The organism is Paractinoplanes toevensis, assembly GCF_018332695.1.
GTDB classification, from domain to species: domain Bacteria; phylum Actinomycetota; class Actinomycetes; order Mycobacteriales; family Micromonosporaceae; genus Actinoplanes; species Actinoplanes toevensis.
On sequence record NZ_BOQN01000015.1, the window covers coordinates 65,388 to 80,367 of the forward strand.

A 14,980-nucleotide genomic window follows, 5' to 3' on the forward strand; every position below is an offset into this window, starting at 1 on the left:
ATGGCGCAGTTCGGCGTGGCCACCCGGGAGTGGTTCACCGCCGCCTTCGCCGCGCCCACCGCCGCCCAGGCCGGTGCCTGGCAGGCCATCGGCGCGGGGCGCAACGCACTGGTGGTGGCCCCGACCGGCTCCGGCAAGACGCTGGCCGCCTTCCTCTGGTCGATCGACCGGCTGGCCCACGAGCCGGTCCCGGAGGACCCGAAACGCCGCTGCCGGGTTCTCTACGTGAGCCCGCTCAAGGCCCTCGCGGTCGACGTCGAGCGCAACCTGCGAGCCCCGCTCACCGGCATCCGGCAGGCCTCCGGCCGGCTCGGCATCCCGCCGCCCGACATCACGGTCGGCATGCGCACCGGCGACACCCCGGCCGACGAGCGCCGCCTGTTCGCCCGCACCCCGCCGGACGTGCTGATCACCACGCCCGAGTCGCTCTTCCTCCTGCTCACCTCGGCCGCGCGCGATTCGCTGCGCGGGGTCGAGACGGTGATCCTCGACGAGGTGCACGCGGTCGCGGCCACCAAGCGCGGCGCCCACCTGGCCCTCTCCCTCGAGCGGCTCGACGCTCTGCTGGGCCGGCCCGCCCAGCGCGTCGGCCTGTCCGCGACGGTCCGCCCGATCGACGAGACCGCCCGGTTCCTCGGCGGCGCGCACGACGTCGCGATCGTCCAGCCGCCCAGCGCCAAGACCATCGAGGTGTCGGTCGTGGTCCCGGTGGAGGACATGACCCGCCTCGACGAGGTGCCCGAGGTCGGCCTGGACGACCCCGACGGAAACCGGCACACCCCGTCGATCTGGCCGGCCGTCGAGGAACGGGTGCTCGACCTCATCCAGGAGCACCGCTCGACGATCGTCTTCACCAACTCGCGGCGCGGCGCCGAGCGGCTCTGCGCCCGCATCAACGAGCTCGCCGCCGAGCGGGCCGGGGTCGAGCTCGAGCCGGTCACCAAGCCGCCCGCCCAGGTGATGGCGCAGGCCGGGCAGGCCGGTGGCGCGCCGCCGCTGGTCGCCCGTGCCCACCACGGCAGCGTCTCCCGCGAGGAGCGCAAGCAGATCGAGGAGGCTCTGAAGTCGGGCCTGCTCCCGGCCGTGGTCGCCACCTCCAGCCTCGAGCTGGGCATCGACATGGGTGCCGTCGACCTGGTCGTGCAGATCGAGGCGCCCCCGTCGGTGGCGGCCGGCCTGCAGCGCGTCGGCCGGGCCGGTCACCAGGTGGGCGCCGTGTCCCGCGGGGTGGTCTTTCCCAAGCACCGCGGCGACCTGGTCTCCTGCGCGGTGGTGGCCTCCCGGATGACCGAGGGCGCCATCGAGGAGCTGCGCTACCCGCGCAACCCGCTCGACGTACTGGCCCAGCAGATCGTGGCGATGGTGGCGCTCGACGCCTGGCAGGTCGACGAGTTGGCCGCCCTGGTCCGCCGGGCCGCGCCGTTCGCCGAGCTGCCCGACTCGGCCCTGCACGCGGTGCTCGACATGCTCTCCGGCCGCTACCCGTCGACCGCGTTCGCCGAGCTGCGCCCCCGCCTGGTGTGGGACCGCGGCACCGACCAGCTCACCGGCCGCCCCGGTGCCCAGCACCTGGCCGTGACCAGCGGCGGCACCATCCCCGACCGGGGCATGTTCGGCGTCTTCCTGGCCGGTGCCGAGCGGGCGTCCCGGGTCGGCGAGCTCGACGAGGAGATGGTCTACGAGTCCCGCGTCGGTGACGTGTTCCTGCTCGGCTCCACATCGTGGCGCATCGAGGACATCACCCCCGACCGGGTGCTGGTCTCCCCCGCGCCCGGCGCACCGGCCCGGATGCCGTTCTGGAAGGGCGATTCCCTGGGCCGCCCGGTCGAGCTGGGCCGGGCCATCGGCGCCCAGTTGCGGTCGCTGTCCCGGGCCGGCGACGAGGCGGGCACCGCCACTCTGCGCAAGGCCGGACTCGACGAGTGGGCCGCCGACAACCTGATCGCCTACCTGCGCGAGCAGCGCGAGGCGACCCGGCACCTGCCGGACGACCGCACGGTGGTGGTCGAGCGGTTCCGCGACGAGCTGGGCGACTGGCGGATGACGGTGCACTGCGTCCTCGGCGCCCGGGTCAACGCGCCCTGGGCGCTGGCCATCGCCCGCCGGCTGTCCGAGCGCTACGGCGTGGACGGCCAGGTCATGCCGTCCGACGACGGCATCGTGGTGCGCCTGCCGGACACCGCCGAGGACCCGCCCGGCGCCGACCTGGTGGCCTTCGACCCCGAGGAGATCGCCCAGCTGGTCGAGGAGTCGGTCGGCACGTCGGCACTGTTCGCGTCCCGGTTCCGCGAGTGCGCGGCCCGGTCGCTGCTGCTGCCCCGCCGCGACCCGCGCCGCCGCCAGCCGCTCTGGCAGCAGCGGCAGCGCTCGGCCCAGTTGCTCGACGTGGCCCGCGAGTTCGCCGACTTCCCGGTCACCCTCGAGGCCGCCCGCGAGTGCCTGCAGGACGTCTTCGACGTGCCCGGCCTGGTCGGGCTGATGCGCGAGGTGGCCGGCCGCAAGGTGCGGCTCGTCGAGGTGGAGACGCCACGGCCGTCGCCGTTCGCCCGGTCGCTGCTGTTCGGCTACGTGGGCGCGTTCCTCTACGAGGGCGACGCGCCGCTGGCCGAGCGCCGCGCCGCCGCCCTCGCCCTCGACTCGACGCTGCTGGGCGAGCTGCTCGGCCGGGTCGACCTGCGCGAGCTGCTCGACCCGGCGGTGGTCGCCGAGACCGAGTCCCAGCTGCAGTGGCTGACCAGCCGGCGGCAGCCGCGTGACGCCGAGGACACCGCCGAGCTGCTGCGCCTGCTGGGCGACCTGTCCCCCGCCGAGCTGGCGCTGCGCGGCGTCGAGGAGTCCTGGCCCGCCTCGCTGGAGGCGTCCCGCCGGGCCATCCGCGTCCGGGTCGCCGGCGAGGAACGCTGGATCGGCATCGACGACGCCGGCCGCTTCCGGGACGCCCTGGGCGTCGCCCTGCCGGTCGGCATCCCCGAGGCCTACCTCGAGCCGGTCGCCGACCCGCTCGGCGACCTGGTGGCCCGCTACGCCCGCACGCACGGCCCGTTCGCGGCGGCCACCTGCGCGGCCCGGTTCGGCCTCGGCGTGTTCGTGGTCGAGCAGACCCTCAAGCGACTCGGCGCGACCGGGCGGGTCAGCTCGGGCGAGTTCACCCCCGGCGGCGCCGGCACCGAGTGGTGCGACGCCGAGGTGCTGCGCATGCTGCGCCGCCGGTCCCTGGCCGCGCTGCGCCGCGAGATCGAACCGGTGCCGCCGCGGGTGCTCGCCGCGTTCCTGCCGCGCTGGCACCAGATCGGTGGCAACGCCCGTGGCCTCGACGCGCTGGCCGCCTCGATCGAGCAGTTGCAGGGCATCGCGGTGCCGGCCTCGGCCTGGGAACGCCTCGTGCTGCCGGCCCGGGTCGCCGACTACACCCCGCCCCAGCTCGACGAGTTGTGCGCGGGGGGTGACGTGCTCTGGGCCGGGTCCGGCTCGATCGGCGGCAACGACGGCTGGGTCACGCTGGCCTGGGCCGACAGCGCGCCGCTGCTGCTGCCCCCGGCCGACGAGGAGTTGGCCCTCACCCCGCTGCACCAGCGCGTTCTCGAGGCGCTCGGCGACGGCCAGGCCCTGTTCTTCCGGTCGCTCTCCGACCGCCTGGGCGCCACCGACGACACCGAGCTGTCGGGCGCCGTGTGGGACCTGGTGTGGGCCGGTCACCTCACCAACGACACCCTCGCCCCGCTGCGTGCTCTGCTCGGCGGCAGCGGCGCCCACCGGGCCAAGGCCGCCCCGGCGCGCACCCGCTACCGCCGCCCGGGCCGGCCCGGCCGCCCGACCATGCCCGCGCGCGGCGGCCCGCCCAACATGGCCGGCCGCTGGTCCCGGCTGCCCGACCGCGATCTCGACCCCACCCGCCGGGCCGCGGCCCTGGCCGACCTGCTGCTCGAACGCCACGGTGTGGTGACCCGCGGCGCGGTCATGGCCGAGGGGGTGACCGGCGGTTTCGCCGCCGTCTACCCGGTGCTGGGCGCCCTCGAGGAGCGCGGCGCGGCCCGCCGCGGCTACTTCGTCGAGGGCCTGGGCGCGGCCCAGTTCGCCGTGCCCGGTGCCGTCGACCGCCTGCGCGCGCTGGCCGACCCCGACGAGGCTCCGCGCCGCGCCACCAGCGCGGTGGTCCTGGCCTCGACCGACCCGGCCAACCCCTACGGCGCCGCCCTGCCCTGGCCCGACCGGGTGATCGAGACCGGCGACGGCGAACCCACCACGAAGGCCGGCCACCGCGCCGGCCGCAAGGCGGGCGCCCTGGTCGTCGTGGTCGGCGGTGACCTCGCGCTCTACGTGGAGCGGGGCGGCCGCACCCTGCTCTCCTTCACCGATGACCCGGAAACCCTGATCGCGGCGGGCCGGGCGCTGGCCGACGCGGTCCGCTCCGGCGCCCTCGGCGCGATGTCGGTCGAACGAGCCGACGGCGAGGCCGTGCACGCCACCCCGCTGAGCGAGGCCCTCACCACGGCCGGCTTCCGCCCCACCCCGCGCGGCCTGCGCCTGCGCGGTTGAGCACCGGATCGGCGATCATGACGGACATCAGGATCAGCCTGGTCGGCATCGAAGTCGTCGACCGGCTGGAGCCGCTGGGGCCGGCGGTCAGTCCGGGCGCAGGCCGGCGGTCAGCTCTCGGTAGGCGGTCAGCACCAGCTGGGTCTGGTCGGCCAGGTCGGCGGCCGGGTCGGTGGCGCGCGGCGGCTCGGAGCGGGTGCCCAGTGAGCGTTCGGCCGCCTGGATCGCCCGGCGCATCTCGCGCTCGCGGATGAACGTGCGGCCGGCCTCCTCGGCGCGCCGCAGGCTCGCCTCCCGGGCGGCCAGGTCGATCTCGATGGCGGACAACGCCTCCTTGGTGGCCCGGATCTGGGCCTGGAGTCGCTCGGCGGTGCCGTCGGCCGGCGCCAGCCCGGCGAAGGCGGGCCTGGTCAGGTCGGCCAGCACCGCGCTCAGCTCCTGACGGCGGGCGAGCCGGCCGGCGATCTCCCACAGGGCGTCCGCCAGCAGCGCCTCGGCCGTGGAGACGTCGACCAGGTCGCCGAGCGCCGGCCAGGTCTCGCTGATCCGGTCGGCGGTGGCCACGGCCCGGTCGAAGGCGGTGCGCTCGGCCGCCGCGGTCAGCGTGCGCGCGTCGGGTGCGGGCTGTTGCCGCGCGCGGCGCGCCCGGCGGCCATGGATCGCGGGGACCACCGAACTCAGCGCGAGCAACAGGAAGACGCCCAGCACCAGAGCGAGCTCGATCCCCAGGAAGTGCAGCGCGGCCAACGTGACCAGCACCGGGGGCAGGCCGACCGCCACGATCACCGGCAGCGAACGATCGGCCGGCGCGGGCTCCTCGGGGACGCGGATCTCGACGAGGGCGGCCCAGGATCGCCGCACCCGGCGGCCGTCGCGCACCCGCAGGCCGGCCCGGGAGATCACCGTCGTGTTCCGGTCCCGCGCGATGTAGAGCCCCACGATCTCGAAGGATAGGCCACGAGAACGCTCAACCAAATGGTTGTGCATTGGACGGCGCGACGCTATGTTCAACCACATGGTTGAGGATCTGGACGGCGTGTTCCACGCGCTGGCCCACGAGGCGCGGCGGAGCATGCTGCGCCGGCTGTCGGGGGGCGAGCTCACGATCGGTGAGCTGGCCGACCCGCTGGAGATGTCGCTGGCCGCGGCGTCCAAGCACGTGAAGGTCCTCGAGCAGGCGGGGCTGGTCCGCCGTACGGTCGATGGCCGCCGGCATGTCTGCCGGCTGGAACCTCGACCGCTCGCCGATGCCACCGCCTGGCTGCGTTTCTACGAAGAGTTCTGGGACACCCGGCTGGACGCCCTGCGCGACGTCCTCGAGAAGGAGACACCATGAACGTTCATCGCGAGATCACCCTGCCCGTCCCCGCGTCCGCGGTCTATCGCGCCTGGCTCGAGCCCGAGATCCTGCGCCGCTGGCTGGCGCCCGGCAGCAGCGAGTGCACCCGCGCCGAGGTCGACGAGCGGGTCGGCGGCCGCTTCCAGATCTGGCAGGAGCAGGACGGCGAGCCGATCGGCGGCTTCGACGCCGAGATCCTCGAGCTGGTGCCCGATCGCCGCATCGTGTGGCGGTGGGGCATGACCGGACCGGACCGGGGCCAGATGTTCGACTCGACGCTCACCGTCACCCTGGAGGACACCGCCGACAGTGGCACCCTGCTGCGGCTGACGCACGAGCGGCTCGACGACCTGGCGGCCGCGATGCCCGAGGTGGCCGCGCAGTTCGGCGCCGGCTGGGAGGACGTGCTCCACAAGCTCGCCGTCGCCGTCAAACAGTAGGTTTACCGGGTGCTGCGCACCCTCCACACCGCCGACCTGACCGCCGCCGAGCGGTCCACCATCCGGCAGATGCTCGACCTCGCCTTCGCCGGCGACTTCGGCGACGACGACTGGGATCACTCGCTCGGTGGGCTGCACGTGATCGCGGCCGAGGAGGACGACATCGTCGCGCACGCGGCCGTGGTCCAGCGGCGCTTCCTGCACGGCGAGCGGGCCTGGCGCTGCGGTTACGTCGAGGGCGTCGCCGTGCATCCGGCCTGGCGCGGTCAGGGTTTCGCGGCCGCGGTGATGGCCGAGGTGGAACGCATCGTCGACCACGGTTACGACCTCGGGGCGCTTTCCGCCTCGGCCTCCGGTCGCGGTCTGTACCTGCGCCGCGGCTGGCTGCCCTGGCAGGGGCGCACGTTCGTGCTCGCGCCGGCCGGACCGGAGCGCACCGCCGAGGATGATGACAGCACCCTCGTGCGGGTGGTGCCGGGCGGCGCCGAGCTGCACCTGACCGGCGCTCTGACCTGCGACTGGCGCGACGGCGACGTCTGGTGAGTTTCCGGGCGGCCGCGGCCGCCCGGAACCACCTCACGCCAACTGTGCGGCCAGCTCCACGTGGTCCAGATCGGACAGATCGAGCACCTGGAGGAAGAGCCGGGTCGCGCCGGCCTCGGCGTACGCCTGGATGGCCGTCTTCGCCTCGGAGAGCGTGCCCACCACGCCGCCGTTCTCGCGCATCTCGTCGACCTCGCGGCCGATGGCCGCGGCCCGCCGCCGGACCTCGGCGTCGTCGCGGCCCACGCAGAGCACCGCGGCCGCGGAGAAGGCGGGCGGCGTCGCCCGGCCGATGGCCGTGCTGGCGGCCCGCACCCGCTCGTAGATCGGCGCGATGTCCTCGATCTTGGAGAACGGCACGTTGAACTCGTCGGCGAAGCGCGCGGCCAGGGCCGGGGTGCGCTTCTTGCCGTGCCCGCCGATGATCACCGGTGGACGCGGCGACTGCACCGGCTTCGGCAGCGCCGGCGAATCGAGCAGCTGGTAGTGCTTGCCGTCGAAGCTGTACGACTCGCCGGACGGCGTGCCCCACAGGCCGGTGATGATCTCCAGCTGCTCCTCGAGGCGGTCGAAGCGCTCGCCGACCGGCGGGAACGGAATGCCGTAGGCGGTGTGCTCCCGCTCGAACCAGCCGCCACCCAGGCCGAATTCGATCCGGCCGCCGCTCATCTCGTCGACCTGCGCCACCGCGATGGCCAGCGGGCCGGGCAGCCGGAATGTGGCCGAGGTCACCAGCGTGCCGAGCCGGATGCGGGCCGTCTGCACGGCCAGCGCGCCCAGGGTGACCCAGGCGTCGGTCGGGCCGGGTTCGCCGGAACCGCCCATCGCCAGGTAGTGGTCGGAGCGGAAGAAGCCGTCGAAATCGGCCGCCTCGGCGGTTTGCGCGACCCGGAGCAGATCGGTGTGGGAAGCCCCCTGCTGGGGCTCGGTGAAGATCACTAGACGCATGGTTCCAACCTGCCAGATCGCAATGCGTGTCGGCACAGTAACGTAGACCACCGTGGCCGGATATGGATGGATCAGCTTCACTACCGATTACGGGACGTTCGACGGTTTCGTCGCGGCGTGCCACGGAACGATCGCGCGCCTGGCGCCGGAGGTGCGCGTCATCGACGTGACCCACCACGTGCCGCCGGCCGACGTGTCGCGCGGCGCCGCCGTGCTCGCCCAGACGGCGCCGTTCCTGCCGCCCTCGGTGCACCTGGCCGTGGTGGACCCGGGTGTCGGCACGTCGCGGCGCGGCCTGGTGCTCGGCACCCCCAACGGCCTGCTGGTCGGTCCGGACAACGGGCTGCTGATCTCGGCGGCCGAGGCGCTCGGCGGCGTCGAGATCGCCTACGAACTGGCCAACAAGGACTGGACGCTGGGCGACGTGTCACGCACCTTCCACGGCCGCGACGTCTTCGCGCCGGCCGCGGCCAAGCTCGCGCTCGGTGCCGCGCCGAGCGAGGCCGGCCCGCGGGTCGACCCGTCCACGCTGGTGCGCCTGCCCGACCCGGTGGTGACGGTCGGCGACGGCTGGATCGAGTCCGAGGTCATCACCGTCGACCGGTTCGGCAACGTGCAGCTCGCCGCGGGCGGCGAGGTGCTGGCCGGGCTCGGCCCCGACCTGCAGGTCAACGACGCGGTCCGGGCCCGCCGGGGCAACACGTTCGCCGAGGTCGGCCCGGGTGAACTGCTGGTCTACGAGGACTCGGCCGGCCACGTGGCGGTCGCCGTGAACAACGGCCGGGCCGTGGTCGTCCTCTCCGTCCGCCCCGGCGACCTGATCCGGGTCAGCGAGCGCCACTCCTGACCCGGTCACGGTAGGACCCGGCGCCGCGCCGCCCGAGGAGGATCTCGACGAGCCCGTGATGATGGCGCTGCCGGCCGCGAGATGATGGACGCATGCCCGAGGGTGACACCGTCTGGAACACCGCCCGCGTGCTCGAGAAGGCCCTGACCGGCGATGTGCTGACCGGCAGCGACTTCCGGGTGCCGCAACTGGCCACGTCCGACCTGAGCGGCTGGACGGTGGCCGAGTCGGCGAGCCGCGGCAAGCATCTGCTGCTGCGTCTCACCCGCGCCGGCGAGGCACCGCTCACCCTGCACTCGCACCTGCGGATGGACGGCGCCTGGCGGGCGTACGCGCCCGGTGAGCGCTGGACCGGCCGCCCCGCGCACCTGATCCGGGTGGTGCTGCGCACGGCCCGCTCGGTGGCGGTCGGCTACCACCTGCACGAGGTGACGCTGGTGCCGACGGCCGAGGAGGAGACGCTGGTCGGGCATCTCGGCCCGGACCTGCTCGGCGACGACTGGGATCCGGCCGAGGCGGTCCGCCGGATCACCGCGCAGCCGGCCGCGACCATCGCGGAAGCACTGCTCGACCAGCGCAACCTGGCCGGCGTCGGCAACCTCTACAAGGCCGAGACGATGTTCCTGCGGGGACTGTGGCCGTGGACGCCGGTCTCGAAGGTCCCCGATCTCGCCGGCACGGTGACGCTGGCCCAGAAGCTGGTCGCCTCGAACCGGGGCCGCTGGACCCAGACCACCACCGGGTCGCTGCGGCGCGGCGAGACCAGTTACGTCTACGGCCGAAGGGCACAGCCGTGCCGCCGGTGCGGCACCGCGATCCGCAAGGCCGACCAGGACGAACGTGTCACCTACTGGTGCCCGCGCTGCCAGCCCCGGCCGGACGGCGTCTAGAGATCTTGTCGGGTCAAGGTCTCGCCAATGTCCATAAAGGACGAGACCTCAGCCCCAGCTCCGGTGCGCTTTCGATCAAACCTTTTTCCGTACGGGCCGGCTCAGTCCCGTGGCACGCGGTCCCGGTAGGTGCGCCTCACCCTCCGCGCGCCCGCTGCGGGCGGGCCCGCACCCCGATCTTGTGGACTTTCCGTGAGGACGGAGCGGCACCTCCACAAGATCTGCGATGCCGGGCGTCAAGACTTGGCATCGGCCCGTCACCGACGGGCCGAATACGTATAAAACGCCCTACGAGCAGCGCAAGGCGTTGCCGCGCGCGGGCTGCGTGCGTGTTTCGTTGCGCGAGAGTCGCGGCACGTGCTGGTGTCGCACGGTGCTTGCGGTGTGGCGACGGTCGGGGGATGTTGCGGTTGGTGACGGTGTCGCCCGTACCGGAAAGTAGGTTTGATTCTCCGAACTCGACCTAGACCTGGGCGGCGGGTGGGCGTTTCAGCTCGGCCAGGCCCTCGGCGATCCCGCGCATGCGGTCGGTGGCGTCGATGAGGCTTGCCACCGCCGGGTGCCGGCCCTCGGCGATCGGGTGGCCGTCCTCGGCGACGTAGCTGGCGGCCGCCGCGACCAGCCGTTCGTAGGCGTCGACGCCCTCGGTGAACTGATCGGCCAGGCTCGCGTGCGACTCCTCGATCGAGGCCTTGCGGTCGGCCGGGGTGAGCGGGATGGCCCGCTCGACGCTCGCCACCCGCTGGCCCAGGTCGCGCAGCCACTGCTCGGCCACCGCCGCCTCCAGCAGGGCGGCCTCGCCCGGCCCGGTGAGGCGGCCGGCCAGGGCGGTCAGGGTGGCGGACGCGCGGTCCAGCCGGTCCCAGGCCCGGGTGATCGCCGAGCCGCGCAGGGCATAGCGGTTCTTCTGCCGGCGCATCTCGTTGATCACCGTGCGGCCGGCCGGGAACCGCTCGATCGCGGCGGTCAGCCGCTGACTGGCCAGCGCCGGATCGGGTGCCGGTGGTGCCGGAGTGGCGGCCAGCGCGCGGTGATCACTCCACCGCCACCAGGCCAGGGCGACCGAGGAACCGGCCGCCCCCGCCCAGATCGCGTCGACCACGCCGATCCCGGAATAGGGAATGAGGACGGCGGCGGCCGCGGTCAGGCCACCACCCATGACGCTCCACCGCCGCGCGGAACCGCGCAGCCGCTTGAGCCGGCGGAAATACCTGGTCCGCTCGTCCACCGTCGTCCTCCCCGTCGGTTCAGGCGTCAGCCTGCGGCGCTGGTGTCGCCCCGCTTCTGATTCATGCTGGCGCGGATCTCGTCGAGCCGGGCAACGCTCGCCGGGTCGGTCGCCGGAGCCTGCTCGACCGCCGGCTGAGCCGGTGCGGCGCCCAGTTTCTCGCCCGCCATGCTGGCCCGGATCTGCTCGAGCCGGGACGAGCCGGCCAGGTCGAGGCTCGATTTCTGCACCTCGAGCATGCGGCCCTCGACCGAGTTCGAGGCGAGCTCGGCCCGGCCCATGGCGTTCGCGTAGCGCTGCTCGATCTTGTCGCGGACCTCGTCGAGCGACGGCGTGTTGCCGGGCGCGGCGAGCGACGACATCGACTCGAGCGACTTGGCCACGGTCTCCTGCATCTTGGCCTGCTCGAGCTGGCTGAGCAGCCGGGAGCGCTCGGCGATGCGCTGCTGCAGCACCATCGCGTTGTTCTCCACCGCCTTGCGGGCCTGGCCGGCCGCACCGAGCGCCTGGTCGTGGAGGGTCTTGAGGTCCTCCATCGACTGCTCACCCGACACCAGCTGGGTGGCGAGCGTCTGCGCGGTCGACTCGTACTTCTGCGCCTCGGACTCGTTGCCGTCGGCCCGCGCCTTGTCGGCGAGGACGAGAGCCTGCCGGGCCATGCCCTGCAGTTTCTCGACCTCGGACATCTGGCGGGACAGCTTCATCTCCAGCTGCCGCTGGTTGCCGATGACTGCCGCGGCCTGCTGCACGAGGGCCTGGTGCTGCCGCTGCGCATCCTCGATGGCCTGCTGAATCTGGACCTTCGGATCGGCGTATTCATCAATCTTCGCGCCGAAGAGCGCCATCATGTAACGCCAGCCCTTGACGAACGGGTTCGCCATCTCGCGGTATCCCCTCAATGTCGCTCAGTCTTCGGCGCCACCTGGATGGCGCGTGCGTTCCATCGTGTCAGCTCGGCGCCACCGGCGTCACGTGACCTCGGGGGGATCTCAGGGTCTCCCCCACGCTCCGAGGTTACGCCGCGTCAAGCCTCAGGGTCGATCCCGCAAGGGCACGAGAAAAGGGCCGGACCGCCCGAAAGGCGGACCGGCCCGGAGTTTCATGCGGCCTATGCGGCGTACACAACCTCGCGTGGCTTCCGAGTGGTGCGCAGCGTCGCCTTGAGCGGCGTGTCCTGGCGCACCGAGACCGAGACGTCGGTGTCGCGAACCGCGGCCGGCTTCCCCTCGACCGGCACCAGCACGCCTTCCATCTCCTCGGCGAGCGACAGCGTGTCGCTGACCTCACCGAGAAGCTCGGACAGGCGGGCGCCGAGCGCCTCACAGATCGCGGCGAGAAGCTCGCTGGACGCTTCCTTCTGGCCGCGCTCGATCTCGGACAGGTACCCCAGGCTGACATTCGCGGCGGTGGACACCTCGCGCAGCGTGCGGTGCTGTCCCTGCCGGCGCGCCCGAAGTGCGTCGCCGATAACCCGGCGTAGCAGGACCATGGCACCTCCTCCTGCGGCGGGCCGCCGGCATGCGCCGGAGGCTTCCCGCAACCGTACCCGTTGCCGGCGACGCCGACATCCCGCCCCGCCGAATTCCGGGACCACCCGGCGACGGGACATCGTTCCAACCACCGTGATCACTGGAAGATTCCCAGCTCAGGCGGCAGACGACGCCGCTTGCAGTTTCTCTGAGAGCAGACTCAGGACCGCGGTCACACTTTCGGTTCGGATGACCGCGCGGTTACCGTCAAGTTTCAGTTCCCGCACTTCAACGCAGGTCGGTCCGGCGACGGCCACGTAGACCAGTCCCACCGGCTTGCCGTCCTGCGACTCCGGACCGGCCACACCGGTGGTGGACACGCCCCAATCGGCGCCGCAGCGCTCCCGTGCCCCGGCCGCCAGCGCGAGCGCGACGTCCGGGTCGACCGGGCCCCGCTCGGCCAGCAGCTCCGGTGAAACCCCGGCCAGCACGGCCTTGAGCTCGGTCGCGTAGACGACGAGACCGCCCCGGTAGACGGCGCTCACCCCAGGGATCTCGACGACCGTGGCGGCCACCAGGCCACCGGTCAGCGACTCCGCCGTGGCCAGGGTCTCACCACGCTCGACCAGCCGGTGGACTGCGGCGGCCGCGGCGACGTTGGGCTCCACAGACCAATCCTAACGACGGCGGCGCAGGCGCAGGGCCTGGACCACATAGTCGCCGCCGGTAACCACCGTCACGACCAGCGCCGCGCCCATCAGCCACGGCCCGACCACGTCGGCCGGCGACGGCACCGGCCACAGGTACCACGCGATCGCGGCGATCTGCAGCACCGTCTTCAGTTTCCCGCCCCGGCTCGCCGCGATGACGCCGTACCGGATGACCCAGAAGCGCAACGCCGTCACGCCCCATTCGCGGGCCAGGATGAGCACGGTCACCCACCACGGCAACCGGTCGTAGGCGGACAGCAGGATCAACGCCGTACCGGTCAGCGCCTTGTCCGCGATCGGGTCGGCGATCTTGCCGAACGAGGTGACCATCGACCACTTCCGGGCGATCCAGCCGTCCACGAAGTCGGTCGCCGAGGCCAGGCAGAAGACCAGGCAGGCGGCGATCCGCGAGCCGTTGTCGGCCAGGCCGGACGCGACCACGATGGCCACGAAAACCGGGACCAGGATGATCCGCACCACGGTGAGGATGTTCGCCGGGTTGTACAGCGACACCACCCGCGGCGGAACCGCCGGGACCGGCTCGTCAGCCACGCGATGACACCGGGGCCGCATCGATCATCTCGACCGGCTCCGCGATCAGGTCGACTCCCTCGGTCGCGGTCACCCGCGCCCGGACGAGATCGCCGGGCCGCAGCGCCGCGAGATCGCCGCCGACCAGGGTCGTGGAACCGTCCACCTCCGGCGCCTGGTGCTCGGCCCGGCCCTCGACCTCACCGGCCGCGATCGAGTCGACCAGCACCTCGACGATGGCGCCCAGCCGCTCCTCGGCCCGCTGGGCACACAGCTCGTCGGCGAGCGACACCACCCGGTCGTACCGCCGCTTGATGGTGTCTTCCCGGACCTTGCCGGAGAGGCCGGCAGCCTCGGTGCCGTCCTCGTCGCTGTAGTCGAAGACACCGATCGCGTCGAGCCGGGCCTCGCTGAGGAAACGGACCAGCTCGTCGACGTCGTCCCGGCTCTCGCCGGGGAAGCCCACGATGAAGTTGCTGCGCGCGCCGGCGGCGGGCGACAGCGCACGGGCGGAGTCGAGCAGCTCGAGGAAGCGCTCGGTGGAGCCGAAGCGCCGCATCCGGCGCAGCACCGGCTCGCTGGAGTGCTGGAAGGACAGGTCGTAGTAGGCAGCCACGCCGGGCGTGGTGGCGATCACCTCGACCAGGCCCGGTCGGGTCTCGGCCGGCTGCAGGTAACTGGCCCGCACCCGGACGATGCCGTCGACCGCGGCCAGCTGGGGCAGCAGCTTCTCCAGCAGGCGCGGGTCGCCCAGGTCCTTGCCGTACGACGTGCTGTTCTCACTCACCAGCACCAGCTCCCGCACGCCGGTCCGGGCCAGCCACTCGGCCTCGGCCAGCAGCTCCTGCGGGTCGCGCGAGACGAACGCGCCGCGGAACGCCGGGATCGCGCAGAACGAGCAGCGCCGGTCACAGCCGCTGGCCAGTTTCAGCGAGGCGACCGGGCCGGACTCGAGCCGGTGGCGGAGCACCTTGCGCAGGTGGGCCGGGGTGTGCTCGTCGACGGTCGCGTGCCCGGGGATGACCACCTTGGCCGCCTGGCGCTGGACCGGGGTGATCGGCAGCAGCTCGCGGCGGTCCCGTGGGGTGTGCGCGTCGAAGCGCTCCCCGGCCAGGACGCCGTCGAGCCGGGACGCGATATCGGCGTAGTCGTCGAAGCCGAGCACCGCCTGCGCCTCGGGCAGACTCTCGGCCAGCTCCTTGCCGTACCGCTCGGCCATGCAGCCGGCCGCGACCACCTTGGCACCGGTGTCGGCGGCGGCGAGCAGGGTCTCGATCGAGTCCTGCTTGGCCTTCTCGACGAAGCCACAGGTGTTCACCAGCACCACATCGGCACCCTCGGCATCGGTGCTGACCTGCCAGCCGCCGGCATCGAGGCGGGCGGCCAACTCCTCGGAGTCGACCTCGTTACGAGCACAGCCGAGGGTGAGCAGAGCGACACGGCGGGGGGCAGGGGTTACCGACACTCCGCCAAGGTTACCGGGCCTTTTCCGGCCGGGC

14 protein-coding genes are annotated in these 14,980 nt (G+C 73.0%); 6 read left to right on the forward strand and 8 right to left on the reverse strand.

What is annotated here, in order from left to right; genetic code table 11:
- A complete protein-coding gene (locus Ato02nite_RS06115; RefSeq protein WP_438873019.1) occupies positions 1-4,536 on the forward strand; it encodes an ATP-dependent helicase in 4,536 nt (1,511 codons plus the stop codon).
- Between the two features lie 87 nt (positions 4,537-4,623).
- Here the strand turns inward: Ato02nite_RS06115 and Ato02nite_RS06120 are convergent, their stop codons facing one another.
- Positions 4,624-5,475: a hypothetical protein gene (locus Ato02nite_RS06120; protein ID WP_213005390.1), complete on the reverse strand. Its 852-nt coding sequence runs from the start codon at positions 5,473-5,475 to the stop codon at positions 4,624-4,626.
- Between the two features lie 76 nt (positions 5,476-5,551).
- On the opposite strand from Ato02nite_RS06120, the gene Ato02nite_RS06125 reads away from it, so the two are divergent.
- From Ato02nite_RS06125 to Ato02nite_RS06135, 3 genes are read left to right on the forward strand one after another with little or no spacing between them, the layout of a single operon-like run.
- Complete coding sequence (locus Ato02nite_RS06125; protein WP_213005391.1) at positions 5,552-5,872, forward strand: ArsR/SmtB family transcription factor; 321 nt, start codon at positions 5,552-5,554, stop codon at positions 5,870-5,872.
- Positions 5,869-6,315 (forward strand): SRPBCC family protein, encoded by a 447-nt coding sequence (locus tag Ato02nite_RS06130; protein WP_213005392.1) that lies wholly within the window; start codon positions 5,869-5,871, stop codon positions 6,313-6,315. The genes Ato02nite_RS06125 and Ato02nite_RS06130 overlap by 4 nt, the downstream gene beginning before the upstream one ends.
- A gap of 9 nt (positions 6,316-6,324) precedes the next feature.
- Positions 6,325-6,858 carry a GNAT family N-acetyltransferase gene (locus Ato02nite_RS06135; protein WP_246606189.1) on the forward strand — a complete coding sequence of 178 codons (534 nt, stop codon included), beginning with the start codon at positions 6,325-6,327 and terminating at the stop codon, positions 6,856-6,858.
- Between the two features lie 33 nt (positions 6,859-6,891).
- On the opposite strand, the gene Ato02nite_RS06140 is transcribed toward Ato02nite_RS06135, so the two are convergent.
- Positions 6,892-7,806, reverse strand: coding sequence for an LLM class F420-dependent oxidoreductase (locus tag Ato02nite_RS06140; protein WP_213005393.1), 915 nt, complete (start codon positions 7,804-7,806; stop codon positions 6,892-6,894).
- A 52-nt stretch (positions 7,807-7,858) separates the two neighbouring features.
- On the opposite strand from Ato02nite_RS06140, the gene Ato02nite_RS06145 reads away from it, so the two are divergent.
- Both Ato02nite_RS06145 and Ato02nite_RS06150 read left to right on the forward strand, forming a co-directional pair.
- On the forward strand, positions 7,859-8,653 hold the full coding sequence (locus Ato02nite_RS06145; RefSeq protein ID WP_213005394.1) for an SAM hydrolase/SAM-dependent halogenase family protein: 795 nt from the start codon (positions 7,859-7,861) through the stop codon (positions 8,651-8,653).
- A gap of 92 nt (positions 8,654-8,745) precedes the next feature.
- The gene (locus Ato02nite_RS06150; RefSeq protein ID WP_213005395.1) at positions 8,746-9,543 is read left to right on the forward strand and encodes a DNA-formamidopyrimidine glycosylase family protein; all 798 of its coding nucleotides are present in this window, start codon (positions 8,746-8,748) and stop codon (positions 9,541-9,543) included.
- 463 nt (positions 9,544-10,006) lie between these two features.
- Here Ato02nite_RS06150 and pspM read toward each other — a convergent pair whose 3' ends face one another.
- The 6 genes from pspM to rimO form a co-directional block, all read right to left on the reverse strand.
- Positions 10,007-10,771: a phage shock envelope stress response protein PspM gene (gene pspM / locus Ato02nite_RS06155; RefSeq protein WP_213005396.1), complete on the reverse strand. Its 765-nt coding sequence runs from the start codon at positions 10,769-10,771 to the stop codon at positions 10,007-10,009.
- Positions 10,772-10,797: 26 nt separating this feature from the next.
- On the reverse strand, positions 10,798-11,652 hold the full coding sequence (locus Ato02nite_RS06160; protein WP_213005397.1) for a PspA/IM30 family protein: 855 nt from the start codon (positions 11,650-11,652) through the stop codon (positions 10,798-10,800).
- A 227-nt stretch (positions 11,653-11,879) separates the two neighbouring features.
- Positions 11,880-12,260, reverse strand: a complete 381-nt coding sequence (locus tag Ato02nite_RS06165) for a helix-turn-helix domain-containing protein (RefSeq protein WP_213005398.1) — start codon at positions 12,258-12,260, stop codon at positions 11,880-11,882.
- A gap of 156 nt (positions 12,261-12,416) precedes the next feature.
- Positions 12,417-12,908, reverse strand: a complete 492-nt coding sequence (locus Ato02nite_RS06170) for a CinA family protein (RefSeq protein WP_213005399.1) — start codon at positions 12,906-12,908, stop codon at positions 12,417-12,419.
- Between the two features lie 9 nt (positions 12,909-12,917).
- Positions 12,918-13,502: a CDP-diacylglycerol--glycerol-3-phosphate 3-phosphatidyltransferase gene (pgsA, locus tag Ato02nite_RS06175; RefSeq protein ID WP_246606190.1), complete on the reverse strand. Its 585-nt coding sequence runs from the start codon at positions 13,500-13,502 to the stop codon at positions 12,918-12,920.
- The gene (rimO, locus tag Ato02nite_RS06180; RefSeq protein WP_213005401.1) at positions 13,495-14,946 is read right to left on the reverse strand and encodes a 30S ribosomal protein S12 methylthiotransferase RimO; all 1,452 of its coding nucleotides are present in this window, start codon (positions 14,944-14,946) and stop codon (positions 13,495-13,497) included. The genes pgsA and rimO overlap by 8 nt, the downstream gene beginning before the upstream one ends.
- Between the last annotated feature and the right edge of the window lie 34 nt (positions 14,947-14,980).